This window comes from Lysobacter concretionis Ko07 = DSM 16239, assembly GCF_000768345.1.
GTDB lineage: Bacteria > Pseudomonadota > Gammaproteobacteria > Xanthomonadales > Xanthomonadaceae > Novilysobacter > Novilysobacter concretionis.
This window is the reverse complement of the sequence record NZ_AVPS01000006.1, coordinates 82,066-97,966: the sequence shown is the minus strand read 5'-3', so window position 1 is coordinate 97,966 and position 15,901 is coordinate 82,066. Positions and strand designations below refer to the sequence as shown.

Here is a 15,901-nt window from a genome sequence, read left to right as displayed (position 1 = left end):
GGCTAGTCCTTGCCGCCCGCCGCGCGGCCGAAATCGCCTTCCGCCGCTGCGGCCAGGTAGGCGAACACCGCGTAGGCGGCGACGTTCTGCGCCAGCGCCTCGGGGTCGATCTTGTCGAAAGTGTCGTCGGGCGTGTGGTGCAGGTCGAAGTAGTCGGTGCCGTCCTGGCGCAGGTTCGCCCAGGCCACGCCGTCGCGCGCGAACGGGCTGATGTCCGGTCCCGGGCTGCCTTCGCCGGGGGTATAGGCGATGCCGAGCGGTGCCAGCGCCTGCGCGATCTGTGCCGCCGCGGCCTTGGCGTGCTCCGGCGCGGAGGTGTCGAAGCCGTAGATGCGGCCGGCGCCGAAATCGCTCTCGGCGGCGATCTGGTGCTGCCTGATGCGGTCGGCATGGGCCTTGGCGTAGGCAATGCCGCCGTGCAGCCCCTGCTCTTCGTTGGCGAACGCGACCACCCGGATCGTGCGCGCCGGGCGTGTGGGCAGGTCGCCGATCAGTTTGCCCGCGGCCATCGTCAGGCCGACGCCGGCCGCATCGTCGATCGCGCCGGTGCCGGCATCCCAGGAGTCCAGGTGGCCGCCGATCAGCACGACTTCATCGGGCAGCGTGCTGCCGGTCATTTCGCCGATCACGTTGTACGAGGTGGCCTCGCCGTTCCAGCCGCAATCCAGCGCCATGCGCACCCGGATCGGATGGCCCAGGGCGAGGAGGCGGGTGAGCTGGTCGGCGTCGGGGACGGACAGGGCCGCCGACGGCACCGGGGTCAGGCCGTCGTCGAAGCGGGTGATGCCGGTATGCGGCATGCGGTGGGAGTCGGTGCCGGCCGAGCGCATCAGGTAGCCAGCCGCGCCGGCGCGGATCGCCGCCGACGGACCACGGCTGCGCACGCGCGAGCTTGCGCCGTAGCCGCTGCCGTCGCGGGCGCGTTCCATTTTCTGGTCGATGAAGGCGATCCTGCCGGCCAGCGAACCCGCCGCGACCGCCTCCAGTGCCGCCAGATCGGCGAAGCGCACGACCTCGGCTTCCACCGTGCCGCCCGGGCTGCCGCCCAGTGCCGTCAACACCAATGGCTGCGCGTTGGCCCCCAGCACGTGGGCGCTTTCGCTGCGGCGCTCCCATTTCGGGAACGTCACCGGCTCGGTCCACACCTTGTCGTAACCCAGTTGCTCGAACTTGGCCTTGGCCCAGGCCACCGCGCGTGCATCGGCCTCGCTGCCGGCCAGCCGCGGACCGATCTCGGTGGTCAGCGACTCGGTGATCCGGTAGCCCAGGTCGCTGGCCAGCGCCGTCTGCCGCAGTTGCGTGGCCGTGTCGAGCGCGGCCGCCGGAATGACGGTCTCGCGCCGGACCTCCTGGGCGTGGGTGACGCCGCAGATCGAACCGAGGGCGAGGGCGAGCAGCAACGGCATCATGCGCATGCGGTATTTTCCCGGACAGAAAAACGACGAAGCCACGAGCTTAACAGCGCGTGGCTTCGTGGCTTTGTGCCTCAAGTCACGCGCCGGCGGCAGCCGGCGCGGAACCTGGGATCAGCGCTTGAGCGAATCGCGGATCTCGCGCAGCAGGACGATGTCCTCGGTCGGCTCCGCCGGCGTCTCTTCGGCGGCCTCGGCCTTGCGCAGGTTGTTGTAGGCCTTGAGCATCATGAAGATCACGAACGCGATCAGCAGGAAGTCGATGATCGTCTGGATGAACGCGCCGTAGGTGATGACCGGTGCTGCCGCTTCCTGGGCGATGGCCAGGTTGGCGTAGTCCTTGCCGTCCAGCGAAACGAACAACTGCGAGAAATCGACGCCGCCCATCGCCATGCCGACCACCGGCATGATGATGCCGTCCACCAGCGCGGTGACGATCTTGCCGAATGCCGCACCGATGACCACCGCGACCGCGAGGTCGAGTACGTTGCCGCGTGCGATGAACTCCTTGAACTCGTTGACCATGCTCATCTCGTGTTCTCCGTGGAATGAGGCTGCGTGCGCCGACTATAGTCCGGCGTCGCCGCTTGTCACATGCCCCTGCAGGTCGATCACGCCATCGAGGCTGGCGGTGAACGCATCGCCCGGATGCAGCGGGCCGACGCCGGCCGGCGTGCCCATGAATACCAGGTCGCCGGCGCGCAACGCGAACAGCGTGGACAGCTCGTGCAGGATCTCCGGCACCGTCCAGATCAGGTCGGTAAGCGATGCGTGCTGACGCTTCTCACCATTGACGACGAGCGTCAGGCTGCATTGTGCGAGGTCCCCGACTTCGGCCGCGGGAACCAGTTGGCTGACCGGTGCGGAGTGGTCGAACGCCTTGCCGGTATCCCAGGGCAGGCCCTTGGCCTTGGCCGCGGCCTGCAGGTCGCGACGGGTCAGGTCGAGGCCGATGGCGTAGCCGAATACCAGCGCGGACGCCTCGGCGGGATCAAGGATGCCGGCGGGTGCATCGGCACCCAGCGCGACCACCAGCTCGACCTCGTGGTGCAGCTCGCGGCTGCCCCGCGGATAGGGCACCACGCCGTCGAGCACCAGCGCGTCGGCCGGCTTGCAGAACAGCACCGGGTGGCCGCGCTCGGCCGGTGAGGCCGGCACGGCGGCGCCCATTTCGCGCGCATGTTCGGCGAAATTGCGGCCGACGCAGTAGATCCGGCGGACCGGGAAAAACGAGGAAGGGCCCGTTGAACGGACCGGGATGCGAACCTGCGGCGGCGCCGCGATCACGTCGGTCATGGTCAACGCTGCAGGGCGGATTTTTCGACCACGCGGTACTCGCCTTCGACCACGCGCGGGTCGTGCTGGGCGTGGCCACCGGCGATCGGCTTGCCACGTCCCCACACCAGCTTGTAGACCAGCCCGACGGCGAGCATGCACGCGCCCACCATGGCCCCGAATGCGACCAGCAAGACCAGCAGGCCCAGGCCGACCGCCCCGAGCAGGAAGCGCAACAAGGCGTTGCGCGGCTTGCGCGGGGCGAACGCGGCACGCATGCGCGATTGGAAGAAGTGCTGGTCGAAGCGGAAACTCTGGCTGCTCATTCGGTACGTCATGCCACAATGCGGCGGAAAGCCGGACGCCGCAGTATCCCTGCTGACGCGGAAAAACTTGTGAGAACTTCGTTAAATCTTCCGGGGCTGCGCGACCTGGACAGGCGCGCTTCCGGTTCGATCAGGGTGCCCTGCCGGGCAATCGCAGCCCCCGCCGCCACGCCCTTTCCCAGCACGAGTCGCCTGCCATGAACACATCCGCGTTGATTTCCCTGGACCGCATCGTTGATGGCGGCTTTGCCGTGGCCGGTGCCGACCTCGATGGCGATATCGAACCATTGGTCCTGTACCGCGACGGCGACGATGTGCGCGCCTGGATCAACGTCTGCCCGCATGCGGGCCGTCAGCTCGACTGGGCGCCGGGCCAGTTCCTCAAGAGCAAGGATGGCCTGCTGGTGTGCGCCGCACACGGTGCGACTTTCGAGCTCCAGGGCGGCGAGTGCGTCGGCGGGCCCTGTCGTGGCGAATCCCTGCGCGCGGTCGAGGTGGAAGTGCGCGACGGCGCGGTGTGGTTGAAGCCCGGCTCCTGAGCGGCGACGACTGAGCGGCCACGCCTGAGCGGCGACCGCCGGCGACTCAGAACACCAGGTTCACCATCAGCACCGCGATCCCCGTGTAGGCCAGCGACAACGGGCCGCCGACCCGCCAGAGTTCCTTGCTGGTGTATCCGGCCGGGCCGGTGACCATCGAGATCACCGGGTTGGAGGCGGTCATGAAGTTGTTGGATGCCGACAGCGCGACGACCAGCGCGAAGACGGTCGGGTTGCCGCCGGCGGCGAGCGCGACGTTGATCGCCAGCGGCACCATCACAATCGCGGCGCCGACATGGCCGATCACCAGCGAGAACGCGGTGGTCAGCAGGCCCAGCAGCAACTGCAGCAGCCAGGCGGGAGTCCCGTCGGGCAGGCGCTCGATGCTGTGCCCGGCGACCCACGCCGCCGCGCCGCTGGAATCCATCGCCCAGCCCAGCGGGATCAGGCAGGCCATCAGGAACACGGTTTTCCAGCTGATCGCCGCATAGGCCTCGTCGATGTGGATCACCCCGGTCAGCAACATCCCCGCCACGCCGGTCATCAGCGCCACCGACACCGGCAGGCGCGAGGACAGCGCCAGCAGCATCGCCAGGGCGAAGATGCCCAGCGCGACCTTCAGCTTGTGCGGGCGCTGTTCGCCTTTGGGGTAGTCGGTCACGACCACCAGGTCCTTGCCCTTGGAGGCATCGGCCAGGTTGGTCCAGATGCTGTGCAGCACCAGCATGTCGCCGGCGCGCAGCGGCAGGTTGCGCACGTCCTCGCGCACGACCTTCTTGTCGCGGTTGACCGCCAGCAGGCTCAGGCCGAGCACCTTGCGCAGGTGCAGGTCGCGCGCGGTCTTGCCGATGAACTTCGAGGTGGCCGGCACCACCGCCTCGGAAATGCCCGCGCGGCTGGGGTTGAACAGGTCGCCGAACACGCGCAGCCGCGAACTCATGCGCAGCATCTGGTTCTGGGCGAAGTCGGCGACCTGCCGTTTCGGCCCCATCGCGCCCAGCACGCTGCCGACCCAGATGCGCGAATCGGCCGAGGGCGACAGACGTGCATCGTCCTGGGTCCTGATGGCGAGGATCAGCGGAGCCTCGTGCAGGCTTTCCGCCTCGCCCAGCGACATCCCCACCAGCGGGCTGTCGGCGGTGACGGTGAGCTCGTAGACATCGCCTTCGATGCCGTAGGCGTTGGCGAAATAGCTTTGCGTCCGCGCCGGCGTCGCGCCCTTGCCGACGCCTTCGTGCAGGCGCTTGTTGCCGAAGAAGCGGAAGTACAGCAGTGAGGTCGCCAGCAGCGCCAGGCCGATCGGGAGCGTGGCGAACATCTGCAGCGGCACCAGCGACGCCGCGCCCGAGGGCAGGTTGCTGTTGGCCGCGAGCAGCAGGTCGTTGAGCAGGATCAACGGCGAGGTGCCGACCATCGTCAGCGAGCCGCCCATCACGATCGCGGTCGCCAGCGGCAGCAGCAGCCGGGGCAGGGTCAGTCCGGTGCGCGAGGAGATCCGCGAGGCGACCGGCAGGTACAGCGCCATCACCGCCGGGTTCTGCATGACCGAGGAATTGAGGCCGGCGACTGCGCCGGTCAGCATCAGCAGCCGTTCCTCGACGCCGTGCGAGCGCCGCAGCAGCCAGGCGGCAAGGCGGTTGAGCGCGCCGGTGCGGTCCAGTCCCGCGCCCAGGATCATCGTGGCGATGATGCTCATCACCGCGTTGGACGAGAAGCCGTTGAAGATGGCCTCCGGCGCGACCAGTCCGGACAGGCCCAGCAACACCAGCACCACCAGGGCGACGACGTCGGCGCGGACGCGCTCGAACACGAACATCACCATCGTGAACACCACCAGCCCGAGGACGAGCTTCATGTCGGTGGTGAGTGTCAGCGCGGTGTCCATGCCCTGGTTGAACACATCAGTCCTGTCTGGTGCGGCCCGTCAGCAGCGGTCGTAAAGAAGGTCCCAGACGCCGTGGCCGAGCTTCTGGCCGCGGGTCTCGAAATGCGTCTGCGGGCGCCATTCGGGCCGCGGCACGCTGCCGCGTTTTCCGGCACGGTTGACGATGCCGCCGGTGGCATCCAGCACGTCCCACATCTGCTCCGCATAGTCGTGCCAATCGGTGGCGAGGTGCAAGCGACCGGTCGTTGCGAGCTTGCGCACCAGCAGGGCGGCGAACTCCGGCTGCACGAGTCGCCGCTTGTTGTGGCGTTTCTTGTGCCACGGATCGGGGAAGTAGATGCGCACCTCGTCGAGGCTGGCATCGGCGACTTCATGGCTCAGCACTTCCACCGCATCGTGGTGGTACAGGCGGACGTTCTGCGCGTCGTCCTCCGCCAGCGCATTGAGCAGCCGGCCGACACCGGGCGCGTGCACCTCGATGCCGATCAGGTCGCGCCCGCGGTCGTGCTGCGCGGCGAAGCGCAGCGCCTCGCCGTTGCCGAAGCCGATCTCGAGCACGCGCGGAGCGGAGCGCCCGAACACGGCATCGAAGTCGCGCGGTTCGCCGGTGTAGTCGATGCCGAAACGCGACCATTGCTCGTCGAACGCGCGTTGCTGGGCCGGCGTGAAGCGGCCCTGACGCAGCACGAAGCTGCGGATCTGGCGATGGCCTTCGGTGACCGTGAATGGTTTGCCGGAGGCTTGCCTGCCAGAGGGCTTCGGCGGCGCGGGCGGCCGCTGCTCGCTGTCCGACATCAGTCGATGAGGCCTTCCACCGGACTGGAGGCGCTGGCGTAACGCTTGCGCGGCACCCGTCCGGCCTTGAACGCGGCACGACCGGCCTGGATCGCCAGTTGCATCGCGTGCGCCATCAACACGGGATTTTTGGCACCGGCGATCGCGGTGTTCATCAGCACGCCGTCGCAACCCAGTTCCATCGCGATCGCGGCGTCGGAGGCGGTGCCCACGCCGGCGTCGACGATGATCGGAACCTTCGCGTTCTCGACGATCTCGATCAGGTTCCACTTGTTCTGGATGCCCAGGCCCGAGCCGATCGGCGCCGCCAGCGGCATCACCGCCACGCAGCCGATCTCTTCCAGCCGCTTGGCCAGGATCGGGTCGTCGGAGGTGTAGACCATCACGTCGAAGCCGTCCTTCACCAGCATCTCGGCCGCATTCAAGGTGTGCACCACGTCGGGGTAGAGCGTCTTGTGGTCGCCCAGCACTTCCAGCTTCACCAGGTTGCGGCCGTCCAGCAGTTCGCGCGCCAGGCGGCAGGTGCGCACCGCGTCGTCGGCGGTGTAGCAGCCGGCGGTGTTGGGCAGGATCGTGAAGCGGTCCGGCGGCAACACGTCGAGCAGGTTCGGCTCGCCCGGGTTCTGGCCGATGTTGGTGCGGCGGATCGCGACGGTGACGATCTGCGCTCCCGCGGCCTCGGTGGCGCGGCGGGTTTCGTCCAGATCGACGAATTTGCCGGTACCGGTCAGCAGCCGCGAGGAGTAGGAAACACCGGCGATCACCAGCGGATCGGAGGCGCGGAAGTCGGAGGCGTTGAATGCGTTCATGGCGGGATTATCGCACCCGATGCGGTCGGAACGCGGCGGGCGCGGGCGGGATTCAGCCGCCGCCCAGCGCGTGGACGATCTCGATCGTGTCGCCATCGGCCAATGCACGCTCGCCGTGAAGGCTGCGCGGGACGATCTCGCCGTTGACCTCAATCGCCACGCGGCGCTCGGCCAGGCCTTCGGCCAGCAGCAACTGGGTCAGGGTGGTGGGTGTCGCGAGCGAACGGCGCTCGCCGTTGAGGGTGATGTTCATGCGGCCATTGTCGTGCGGGGGCGAGCAAGTGGCCAGTCCGCTGGTTCGGGGTTCGGTTCAGCCAAGGGGTGTGAAGTGGGGACATTTCCTGCCAGTTCGCATTCGGCGGATCATTCGACGGACGCATGTGCATGTCTTGTCTGCCGCGGGCACGCATGGTTCGATGGACCCTGTCCGCCGGCGTATTGCGTGTCGGCCCTTCCAGCTGTTGGGTGCAGGAGCTTTTTCAGATGAAAACCGTTCATACCCTTCTTGCCGCTGCTCTTGCACTGGCAGCCACGCCAGCGATGGCGCAGTCGGACGCGCAAAACCCGTATTCACAGACGATCTTCTTCGGCGACAGCCTGACCGACGCGGGCTTCTTCCGGCCGTTCCTGATCGAGCAGGTTGGGCCACAGGCGGCGATTGTCGGAAAATTCACTGCCAATCCGAATCTGGTGTGGGCCGAGTATCTGGCCGATTTCTACGGCACCAGTGCAGCGCCGGCGTGGGGATTGACCTCGACCGGCATCGTGCCCGGCGACGGGACCAACTACGCTGCCGGTGGCGCGCGCATCACCTTGCAGCCCGGCTTTCCGCCGGCGCCGCCCACCAGCTTCGCGCCATCGCTGGCGATGCAGATCAATACCCATCTCGCGGCCAACGGCGGCAGGGCCGATCCGAACGCGCTGTACACGGTCTGGGGCGGGGCCAATGACTTGTTCTTCCACCTCAATGGTGCGACGAGCCAGGCCCAGTTCCTCGGTGCCGCGGCGGAGCAGGTGGGGCTGGTCGGAACGCTGCAGGCTGCCGGAGCTCAATACGTTCTGGTACCCACCATGCCGGATGTTGGCCGCACACCCTTTGGCTTGTCGCAGGGAGCCACCGGTTCTACAGGTATCACCGCATTGGTCCAGGGCTACAACCAGACGCTGTTCGGCGGGCTCGCCCAAAGTGGCCTGCATGTGATTCCATTCAATACCTTCGATCTGTTGCGCGAAATCAGCGCATCACCGGCGACCTTCGGCTTCAGCAACGTCACGATGCCGGCGTGTGGTGCGACCAGCTCGCTGGTTTGCAGTCCCGCCAACTATGTGTCGCCGGGTGCGGCGGACAGCTTCGCATTTGCCGACGGCGTGCACCCCACAGGTGCCGCCCATGCGATCGTCGCCGATTACGCGATCGGGATCCTCGAAGCGCCGCGGCGGATGGCGGTACTGACGAACTCGGTGTCGGCGGTCGGGCGTGCCCGTGCCGAGCGCGTCGCCGCGCAGCTGTCGGGCGTGACGATGACCGACGGCAAGCGCTGGTGGGCCGACGTGCGGGGCGATTTCCAGCGTTACCACCACGGCAACCTGTATGACGGTGCGGTTCCGGCGCTGACGGTCGGCATCGACTGGCACCGCAACGGCCTGACCGTGGGCGGGTTCGGCGGTTACGGCCAGGCCAGGCAGGACTGGGGCCAGCGCGGCGGCAGCTTCGACCAGAGCGAGGCGAGCATAGGTGGTTACGTGGGCTGGACCTCGGCCAGCGGTGCCTGGGTCAATGGCCAGCTCAGCTACAGCCAGCTGGGCTTCGACATCAAGCGCAACGCCAACCTCGGCCGCGCCACCCGCGTGCATCGCGCCGACGTGGATGGCAGCAACGTGACTGCCGGTATCAACGCCGGTTGGGAGTTTGGCGACGGCGCGCTGCGCCATGGTCCACTGGTGGGTGTGCTGGCGCAGAAGATCCAGGTCGACGGGTTCGGCGAAAGCGATGCGCAGCTGTCGACCTCGCTGGCGTACCCGGAGCAGAAGTTCGACTCGCTGATCGGCACCGCCGGCTGGCAGCTGCGCTATATCGCCAGCGAGCACCTGCAGCCGTATGCGCGCCTGACCGTCGATCGCGAGTTCGAGGATGCCCCCGCGCAGGCGTTCGCGCAGCTGCAGTCGATGCCGGGAACCTCGCCCTACGCCGTGCCCGGCGTGGCGTTCGACGACAGCTACGGCAGCCTGACTTTCGGCGCGCGCACCCGCGTGTTCGGGCTGGACGCGAACCTGGGCAGCAGCCTCACCGTTGGCCAGCAGGGTGGCAACAACACCACGGTGTTCGCCACGGTGGGCGGGAACTTCTGACCGGCGGCTCCGTCGGGATCCACGGCGTGCTCCCCGTGCACGCGCAAAGGCATTAAACTCGCCACCTCGCGGGTGTAGCTCAATGGTAGAGCTGTTGCTTCCCAAGCAACTGACGAGGGTTCGATTCCCTTCACCCGCTCCAGACATGCGGCGGCCCCGGTCCTCACGGACGGGGCCGCCGTTTTTATTGGCAGTGTTTATTGGCCGGTCCGGTCGCGCCCGCACGTGCAGTCAATGGCCGGGGTTCGTAACCCGCGGGTCATCGCCCCGGCGGCATCATCGGCAGGTTTTCATCGCCAGGTTTTCATCGCCAGGTTTTCATCGGCATGGTTCTTCGTAGTACGGAGGCGGTAATGACGTTCAGGGTGGTGCTTGGCTGGCGGGAGTGGGTGGATCTGCCGGGACTGGGCGTGCATGCGATCCGGGCCAAGGTCGACAGCGGTGCGCGTACCTCGGCATTGCACGTGGATGCGCAGTGGCGCTTCGTCGAGCGCGGTGCGCCGTGGGTCGGTTTCCGCCTGACGCCGGGAGGCGCGCACAGTGGCGCCGGGATGGCGGTGGATTGCGCCGCGCCGCTGATCGATGAGCGCGATGTCACCGACTCGGGCGGTCATCGCACCCGCCGGGCGTTCGTGCGCACCCGGTTGCGCTTGGCCGGGGTCGAGCGCGACATCGACATCAACCTGAGCGACCGTCGCGGCATGCTGTTTCCGATGCTGCTGGGGCGCACGGCGATGGCTCGCACGTTCACGGTCGATCCCGCACGCTCGTTCCTGCACGGCCGGCCCGGTGCGGGCGGGATGCCAATGGTCCAGATCGACTCCCTCGCGGTTCCGGCACACATGAGCCAGCACGCATGAAATTCGCGATCCTCTCCCGCAACACCAAGCTGTATTCGACCCGTCGCCTGGTCGAGGCCGCCCGCGAGCATGGCCACAGCGTGCGCACCCTGGACCCGTTGCGCTGCTACATGCACATCTCCAGCGACGGCTTTGCGATGCGTTACAAGAGCCGCCCGATTTCCGGCTACCACGTCGTGATCCCGCGCATCGGTGCCTCGGTCACGCGTTACGGCAGCGCGGTGCTGCGCCAGTTCGAGCTGATGGGAACGCTGAGCCCGAACCCGTCGGACGCGATCCTGCGCGCGCGCGACAAGCTGCGCAGCCATCAGATGCTGGCCGCGCACGGGATCGGCATGCCGGTGACGGTGTTCGGCGACAACCCGGACGACACCGCCGACCTGCTGGCGATGCTGGGCCCGCCGCCGCACGTCATCAAGCTCAACGAAGGCACCCAGGGCGCGGGTGTGATGCTGACCGAGAAGGTCTCCGCCTCGCGCGGGGTCATCGAGGCGTTGCGCGGGCTGTACGCGCAGTTCCTGGTGCAGGAGTTCATTCCCGAAGCCAAGGGCGCGGACCTGCGCTGTTTCGTGGTCGGCAGCAAGGTGGTCGCGGCGATGAAACGGCAGGCGCCGATGGGCGATTTCCGCTCCAACCTGCACCGCGGCGGCAGTGCGAAGGGCGTCAAGGCGACCCTGGCCGAGCAGGAGGTGGCGATCCGGGCCGCCCGCGTGCTGGGTCTGGGCGTGGCCGGCGTCGACCTGATCCGCTCCCGGCGCGGCCCGCTGGTGCTGGAAGTGAATGCCTCGCCCGGCCTGGAAGGGATCGAGGACGCCAGCGGCGTCGATGTCGCCGGCGAAATCATCACCTACGCGGCCAAACGCCACAAACTCCGTGCGGCCAAGCGATTGGCCGCGAAGGGCTGAGTCGGGGCGGGTCGGGGACAAGCGTGTTTCCTGTCGCGTCCGCGAGAGCAGCTTCAGCCGCGGCGGCAATCGGTACACCCCCGCAGCAGACGGAATTTTCGTGCGGGTGAATTTTGATATCGTCGGAGCCATCCGTCGCATTGCGGCACAGAGGAGTAGGGAAATGATCGTGTGGAATAGCTGGAAGAAGGGTGTGGGGTTGGCGCTGGCGCTGGCCTTAGTTGCCGCGCCGGCGGTGGCGGCGACCGTGATCGCGGTCGATGTCGCCAAGACGGCTGATTTCGGTGCGAAACGCGCGGCCATCGAACAGGCACTTGCGGGCGACGAGACTTTTGCCGAGATCACCCCGGAGGCGCGTAGCCGCGCGCTGGCGCTGATGTCCGAGATGGATGCGTTGATTGGACGAACCGGCTCGGTGGATACCTTGCCGCCCGTCCAGCAGGTCGAGGTGTTCAACCGGCAGGAGGAGCTCAACCAGATCCTGGCCCGTGCCTCGGACGACAGTCGGCTGGTGTGCCGGCGGGAGCGTCCGACCGGCAGCAAGATGCCAACCAATTCGTGCAAGACGGTCGCCGAGCGCCGTCGCGCGCGCGAAGGCGACAAGGATTTGCTGATGACGATCCAGAAAGCCGAAGCGAAAGTCGATGTGCGATAACCCGAGGTTCTGACACACGTGGACAACAGTATTCAGCTGAATTTTTAACAAGCATTTAATCGCCCGCACCGTAGTTTTGCTCAAACCGCAGCACGGCTGGTTCCACGTCACGGTCGTCACAACGGATCCTGGGTCAAACGGTTTCAGTCAACGACCCAGATCGGTGATGGCACCGCAGCACGGCATCAGGCAGGTTTCGGTATCGGGGCAACAACTTTTGGCCCAGGCGCGGTGGCCCCGCGTCTGGGCTTTTTTATGGTTCGCTGGCAGGACGCGCGCGGTCGGAGCTCTGGCAGAATCGGTTCCCGGGGCGGACGCGCCAGACGCGATATCCTCGGCAGCACATTGCCGTGATCCGCGGGCCGCGAAACTGTCCGCAACCCCTCCCATCCAGGAACACCCCATGCGCATCCTCGTCATTGAAGACAATCAGGACATCGCCGCCAATCTCGGTGACTTCCTCGAAGATCGCGGGCATACCGTCGATTTCGCCGCCGATGGCATCACCGGCCTGCATCTGGCGGTGGTGCACGACTTCGATGCGATCGTGCTGGACCTCAACCTGCCCGGGATCGACGGGCTGGAGGTGTGCCGGAAGCTGCGCAACGAGGCGCGCAAGCAGACCCCGGTGTTGATGCTGACCGCGCGCGACAGCCTGGACAACAAGCTGGCCGGCTTCGATTCCGGCGCCGACGATTACCTGATCAAGCCGTTCGCGCTGCAGGAGGTCGAGGTGCGCCTGAACGCGCTGGCCCGGCGCGGGCGCGGGGTGAAGACGCGGGTGCTGACCGCGGCCGACCTGGAGTACAACCTGGACACGCTGGAAGTGCGTCGCCAGGGCAAGCTGCTGCAGCTCAACCCGACCGGCCTGAAAATCCTGCAGGCGCTGATGGAATCGTCGCCGGCAGTGGTGACGCGGCAGGAACTGGAAACCCGGGTGTGGGGCGAGGAACTGCCTGATTCCGACAGCCTGCGCGTGCATATCCACGGCCTGCGCGCGGTGGTCGACAAGCCGTTCCCGACCTCGCTGATCCACACCCGCCATGGCATCGGATACCGGATTGCGGAACTCGATGCGGCCACCTGAAACAACGCCGGCGACGGTGCCGCGGCACCGGATGCGTTACCGGCGGCGGCTGCGCAGCCGCATCATCCTGTCCTTCGTGCTGCTGGGTTTCAGCCTGACCCTGCTGTTCGCCTGGGCGACCAACTGGACCCGCGCGCGGGTAGAGAACCAGCTGGTCGAGGAGATGATGAACCGCAATATCTCCGAGGCCGCGCGGCAGTTCGACCAGGACCCGAAGAACCTGCAGTTCCCGGTTGACCTGATCCGGGCCTACGTCTACACCCCTGACCGGTTCGAGTCGGTGCGGATCAACCGGCCCGAGTGGTACGAGCTGTCCGACGGCATCACCGGGATGACCGGGGTCGATGTGGACGGCGAAGAATTCGCCTACAAGCTGGCGGTGCGGAAGACGCCGCAGGCGTGGTTCTTCCTTGCCTATGACATGACCCAGGCCAAGCGCAGCGAAGAGAAATTCAACCACGCGCTGTACGCCTCGGTGTTGTTGTTCACCTTGTTGTCGCTGGTGCTGGGCTGGTGGTCGGCATCGCGGGTGATGAGTCCGGTGTCCGAGCTCGCGCGCCGGCTCAAGCAGTCCGGCCGCAGCGCGCAGCCCGAGGCGCTGGCGGCGCATTTCCCCGATGACGAGGTGGGGCAGCTGGCCGAGGCGCTGGACGATTACGCCGGCCGCCTGACCGAAGTGGTCCAGCGCGACCGCGAGTTCAACGCCGACGTCAGCCATGAGTTGCGCACGCCGTTGGCGGTGATCCGCGGGGCGGTGGAATTGCTGCTGTCACGTCCGGATGTGGACGAGAAGACGCGTGCGCGGCTGGCGCGTATCCAGCGTGCCGAACAGCAATGCACCGACCTGATCAGCGCGCTGTTGCTGCTGTCGCGCAACGAGCGGGGCCATGGGGCGACCGATGTGGCCAAACTTGCGGCGCAATCGCTCGATGTCCACCGCACCCAGCTGGCTGGCAAGCCGCTGGAACTGCGGCTGGAGAACGGATCGGGTCCGCTCATCGTCGATGCGCCGGAGGCCGCGGTCGCGGTCGCGCTGGGCAATCTGATCGGCAACGCGGTGAAGTACACGACCGAAGGCGAGGTGATTGTGCGGATGCTGCCGGGCGCGGTCGAGGTGGTCGATTCCGGTCCGGGCCTGAGTCCGGAGGACGCCGCCAACATTTTCCAGCGCGGCTACCGCGGCACCCATGCCGGGCATTCGCAGGGCGGCGGCATCGGCCTGTCGATCGTGCGCCGGCTGTGCGCGCTGTACGGCTGGGACGTGTCGGTGCAACCCGGCCGCGAGTTCGGCGTGGTCGCGACGCTGAGGTTCGACCCGCCGCACGAAGCACTGCCGATGGATGGCGACGGCTAGGCCGGTTGGCGGCGGAGGGTCAGCCCTGGATCCACAGGCAGCCGAAATGCCGGCGGAGTCCGAACACGGTATTCGATGGCGTGACGCCGTTGTCCAGGGTCTGTTCGATCCGCAGCGCAACGGGCGTCTCGCCGGAGTGGGGGTCGAATGGGGAGTCGTCGCCAACGGAAGGATCCTCTGTGACACCCGCCATGACCGGGACGACGCCGACCAGCGGATGCCGTGCCACCCGATCCAGCCGATCCATCACGGTTTTGCTGCGGCGGCCCGACATGCCCGCCCAGTGGTAGACGCCGGCAAGAAGGTTGGTGTCGTGGTTGTCGATGGCGCTGGAGATCCGCAGCATCAGGTCCGGCAGGTTGCGTGCGCAGCCGCGCCTGTAGAGACCTGTGCGGGCTCTGGCCCTGGTGCTGGTCCGGGCTCCGGTATTGGCATCGGAATCGGCATCGGAATCGGGAAATGTGAGCTGCAGCGTGGCCCCCAGATCGCTGCAGCGACGATCGGTATACAGCGTGCTTCCGTCCGGCAACTGACAACGCACCACCGCCGCCGTCGCGATCATCGGGCAGGCAGCCGCGACCAGCAGCACTCTGGCAAGGAGCGACGCAAGCGGCAGGCGGGGGTAGCGGCAATTCATGCGCGCAGCGTACTACCGCGATCTGGAACGGGACGTCACTGCCCGGCCGCGATGGAACGCCGCAAACCGCGGCGAGGTGAAGGGTTCAGGCCAGCTGGCTGAGCACGCCCAGGGTCGGCCGGGCCAGGTTCAGCGTGTAGAAATGCAGCCCCGGTGCACCGCCGGCGATCAACCGCTGGCACAGCTGCGCGACGACCTCGGCACCGAACGCACGCACGCTGTCCACGTCGTCGGCGTAGGCGAGCATGCGCTGGCTCACCCAGCGCGGGATCTCCGCACCGCACATGTCGGAGAAGCGGCGGATCTGGCTGAAGTTCGAGATCGGCATGATGCCCGGCACGATCGGGATATCGATACCGGCCGCGCGCACGTCGTCGACGAAACGGAAGTAGGCATCGGCGTTGTAGAAGTACTGGGTGATCGCGCCATCCGCGCCGGCGCGCGCCTTGGCCAGGAAGTGGGCCAGGTCGGTATGCGCATCGCGGGCCTGGGGATGCACTTCCGGATAGGCCGCGACCTCGATGTGGAAGTGGTCGCCGGTCTCGGCGCGGATGAATTCCACCAGCTCGCTGGCGTAGCGCAGGTCGCCCGGGCTGACCATGCCCGAGGGCACATCGCCGCGCAGGGTGACAAGGCGCCTGGCGCCCATCGCCCGGTAGAGCTTGAGCAGGTTGCGGATCTCCGCGCGCGAGCCGCCCATGCAGGTGATGTGCGGGGCGGCGTCGTAGGCGTGCTCGCTGCGCAGGCGCTGGATCGCCTCGGGCGTGTGGCTCAGGGTCGATCCGCCGGCACCAAAGGTCACGCTGACGTAATCGGGGTCATGCGCCTTCAGGCGCGCCGCGGTGCGGTCGAGTTGCACGCGCTGCTCGTCGGTCTTGGGCGGATAGAACTCGAAGCTGATCGGGGTCATCGGGACGCGGCTGGGAAGGAATTGGCAGAGTGTATCGCTTCATCGCGATGAAGTCGTTATGTGCCGTTCCGTGACGGGAAGACGCCGGACCGGCTTCCGGGTC

At 67.2% G+C, this 15,901-nt stretch carries 17 protein-coding genes and 1 tRNA gene; 8 read left to right on the top strand and 10 right to left on the bottom strand.

Annotation, left to right across the window (positions count from 1 at the left end):
• Window positions 1-2: 2 nt before the first annotated feature.
• From N792_RS08660 to N792_RS08645, 4 genes are all read right to left on the bottom strand, one after another.
• Window positions 3-1,415: a M28 family peptidase gene (locus N792_RS08660; RefSeq protein ID WP_036194146.1), complete on the bottom strand. Its 1,413-nt coding sequence runs from the start codon at window positions 1,413-1,415 to the stop codon at window positions 3-5.
• A gap of 111 nt (window positions 1,416-1,526) precedes the next feature.
• Window positions 1,527-1,943, bottom strand: coding sequence for a large conductance mechanosensitive channel protein MscL (gene mscL / locus N792_RS08655; protein WP_036194145.1), 417 nt, complete (start codon window positions 1,941-1,943; stop codon window positions 1,527-1,529).
• A 36-nt stretch (window positions 1,944-1,979) separates the two neighbouring features.
• On the bottom strand, window positions 1,980-2,708 hold the full coding sequence (locus N792_RS08650) for a fumarylacetoacetate hydrolase family protein (RefSeq protein ID WP_036194143.1): 729 nt from the start codon (window positions 2,706-2,708) through the stop codon (window positions 1,980-1,982).
• A gap of 2 nt (window positions 2,709-2,710) precedes the next feature.
• Window positions 2,711-3,025 (bottom strand): hypothetical protein, encoded by a 315-nt coding sequence (locus N792_RS08645; protein ID WP_224743866.1) that lies wholly within the window; start codon window positions 3,023-3,025, stop codon window positions 2,711-2,713.
• Between the two features lie 185 nt (window positions 3,026-3,210).
• Here N792_RS08645 and N792_RS08640 point away from each other — a divergent pair, with 185 nt between their 5' ends.
• Window positions 3,211-3,552, top strand: a complete 342-nt coding sequence (locus N792_RS08640; protein WP_036194139.1) for a Rieske (2Fe-2S) protein — start codon at window positions 3,211-3,213, stop codon at window positions 3,550-3,552.
• A gap of 46 nt (window positions 3,553-3,598) precedes the next feature.
• Here the strand turns inward: N792_RS08640 and N792_RS08635 are convergent, their stop codons facing one another.
• Genes N792_RS08635 through thiS form a run of 4 tightly spaced genes read right to left on the bottom strand, consistent with a single transcriptional unit; the run spans window position 3,599 to window position 7,294 of the window.
• A complete protein-coding gene (locus N792_RS08635) occupies window positions 3,599-5,437 on the bottom strand; it encodes an SLC13 family permease (RefSeq protein ID WP_036194138.1) in 1,839 nt (612 codons plus the stop codon).
• A gap of 39 nt (window positions 5,438-5,476) precedes the next feature.
• Entirely contained in the window at window positions 5,477-6,232 is a 756-nt protein-coding gene (trmB, locus tag N792_RS08630; RefSeq protein WP_052103820.1) for a tRNA (guanosine(46)-N7)-methyltransferase TrmB, read from the bottom strand.
• Complete coding sequence (locus N792_RS08625) at window positions 6,232-7,041, bottom strand: thiazole synthase (RefSeq protein ID WP_036194136.1); 810 nt, start codon at window positions 7,039-7,041, stop codon at window positions 6,232-6,234. Before N792_RS08625 ends, trmB begins: the two co-directional genes overlap by 1 nt.
• Window positions 7,042-7,093: 52 nt before the next feature.
• On the bottom strand, window positions 7,094-7,294 hold the full coding sequence (gene thiS / locus N792_RS08620) for a sulfur carrier protein ThiS (RefSeq protein ID WP_036194135.1): 201 nt from the start codon (window positions 7,292-7,294) through the stop codon (window positions 7,094-7,096).
• Between the two features lie 230 nt (window positions 7,295-7,524).
• On the opposite strand from thiS, the gene N792_RS08615 reads away from it, so the two are divergent.
• The 7 genes from N792_RS08615 (at window position 7,525) to N792_RS08585 (ending at window position 14,251) form a co-directional block, all read left to right on the top strand.
• The gene (locus tag N792_RS08615) at window positions 7,525-9,390 is read left to right on the top strand and encodes an autotransporter domain-containing protein (protein ID WP_036194134.1); all 1,866 of its coding nucleotides are present in this window, start codon (window positions 7,525-7,527) and stop codon (window positions 9,388-9,390) included.
• Window positions 9,391-9,458: 68 nt separating this feature from the next.
• A tRNA-Gly gene (locus N792_RS08610) sits at window positions 9,459-9,532 on the top strand.
• Between the two features lie 211 nt (window positions 9,533-9,743).
• Window positions 9,744-10,250 carry an ATP-dependent zinc protease family protein gene (locus N792_RS08605; protein WP_084105600.1) on the top strand — a complete coding sequence of 169 codons (507 nt, stop codon included), beginning with the start codon at window positions 9,744-9,746 and terminating at the stop codon, window positions 10,248-10,250.
• Complete coding sequence (rimK, locus tag N792_RS08600) at window positions 10,247-11,155, top strand: 30S ribosomal protein S6--L-glutamate ligase (RefSeq protein ID WP_036194132.1); 909 nt, start codon at window positions 10,247-10,249, stop codon at window positions 11,153-11,155. The genes N792_RS08605 and rimK overlap by 4 nt, the downstream gene beginning before the upstream one ends.
• A 199-nt stretch (window positions 11,156-11,354) precedes the next feature.
• The gene (locus tag N792_RS08595) at window positions 11,355-11,810 is read left to right on the top strand and encodes a hypothetical protein (RefSeq protein WP_224743865.1); all 456 of its coding nucleotides are present in this window, start codon (window positions 11,355-11,357) and stop codon (window positions 11,808-11,810) included.
• Between the two features lie 403 nt (window positions 11,811-12,213).
• Window positions 12,214-12,897 carry a response regulator transcription factor gene (locus tag N792_RS08590; RefSeq protein ID WP_036194130.1) on the top strand — a complete coding sequence of 228 codons (684 nt, stop codon included), beginning with the start codon at window positions 12,214-12,216 and terminating at the stop codon, window positions 12,895-12,897.
• Window positions 12,884-14,251 (top strand): sensor histidine kinase, encoded by a 1,368-nt coding sequence (locus N792_RS08585; RefSeq protein WP_052103815.1) that lies wholly within the window; start codon window positions 12,884-12,886, stop codon window positions 14,249-14,251. The genes N792_RS08590 and N792_RS08585 overlap by 14 nt, the downstream gene beginning before the upstream one ends.
• A gap of 19 nt (window positions 14,252-14,270) precedes the next feature.
• Here the strand turns inward: N792_RS08585 and N792_RS08580 are convergent, their stop codons facing one another.
• On the bottom strand, window positions 14,271-14,888 hold the full coding sequence (locus N792_RS08580) for a hypothetical protein (RefSeq protein ID WP_156969359.1): 618 nt from the start codon (window positions 14,886-14,888) through the stop codon (window positions 14,271-14,273).
• Between the two features lie 85 nt (window positions 14,889-14,973).
• Entirely contained in the window at window positions 14,974-15,798 is an 825-nt protein-coding gene (gene metF, locus N792_RS08575; RefSeq protein ID WP_036194128.1) for a methylenetetrahydrofolate reductase [NAD(P)H], read from the bottom strand.
• Between the last annotated feature and the right edge of the window lie 103 nt (window positions 15,799-15,901).

What these genes read in the sequence shown, in the direction of transcription:
- N792_RS08580 (WP_156969359.1), bottom strand. Translation starts at nt 14,888, where the DNA reads ATGAATTGCCGCTACCCCCGCCTGCCGCTTGCGTCGCTCCTTGCCAGA.
- metF (WP_036194128.1), bottom strand. Translation starts at nt 15,798, where the DNA reads ATGACCCCGATCAGCTTCGAGTTCTATCCGCCCAAGACCGACGAGCAG.
- N792_RS08660 (WP_036194146.1), bottom strand. Translation starts at nt 1,415, where the DNA reads ATGCGCATGATGCCGTTGCTGCTCGCCCTCGCCCTCGGTTCGATCTGC.
- N792_RS08635 (WP_036194138.1), bottom strand. Translation starts at nt 5,437, where the DNA reads ATGGACACCGCGCTGACACTCACCACCGACATGAAGCTCGTCCTCGGG.
- thiS (WP_036194135.1), bottom strand. Translation starts at nt 7,294, where the DNA reads ATGAACATCACCCTCAACGGCGAGCGCCGTTCGCTCGCGACACCCACC.
- N792_RS08625 (WP_036194136.1), bottom strand. Translation starts at nt 7,041, where the DNA reads ATGAACGCATTCAACGCCTCCGACTTCCGCGCCTCCGATCCGCTGGTG.
- N792_RS08650 (WP_036194143.1), bottom strand. Translation starts at nt 2,708, where the DNA reads ATGACCGACGTGATCGCGGCGCCGCCGCAGGTTCGCATCCCGGTCCGT.
- rimK (WP_036194132.1), top strand. Translation starts at nt 10,247, where the DNA reads ATGAAATTCGCGATCCTCTCCCGCAACACCAAGCTGTATTCGACCCGT.
- N792_RS08585 (WP_052103815.1), top strand. Translation starts at nt 12,884, where the DNA reads ATGCGGCCACCTGAAACAACGCCGGCGACGGTGCCGCGGCACCGGATG.
- N792_RS08615 (WP_036194134.1), top strand. Translation starts at nt 7,525, where the DNA reads ATGAAAACCGTTCATACCCTTCTTGCCGCTGCTCTTGCACTGGCAGCC.
- N792_RS08645 (WP_224743866.1), bottom strand. Translation starts at nt 3,025, where the DNA reads ATGACGTACCGAATGAGCAGCCAGAGTTTCCGCTTCGACCAGCACTTC.
- N792_RS08640 (WP_036194139.1), top strand. Translation starts at nt 3,211, where the DNA reads ATGAACACATCCGCGTTGATTTCCCTGGACCGCATCGTTGATGGCGGC.
- N792_RS08590 (WP_036194130.1), top strand. Translation starts at nt 12,214, where the DNA reads ATGCGCATCCTCGTCATTGAAGACAATCAGGACATCGCCGCCAATCTC.
- trmB (WP_052103820.1), bottom strand. Translation starts at nt 6,232, where the DNA reads ATGTCGGACAGCGAGCAGCGGCCGCCCGCGCCGCCGAAGCCCTCTGGC.
- mscL (WP_036194145.1), bottom strand. Translation starts at nt 1,943, where the DNA reads ATGAGCATGGTCAACGAGTTCAAGGAGTTCATCGCACGCGGCAACGTA.
- N792_RS08605 (WP_084105600.1), top strand. Translation starts at nt 9,744, where the DNA reads ATGACGTTCAGGGTGGTGCTTGGCTGGCGGGAGTGGGTGGATCTGCCG.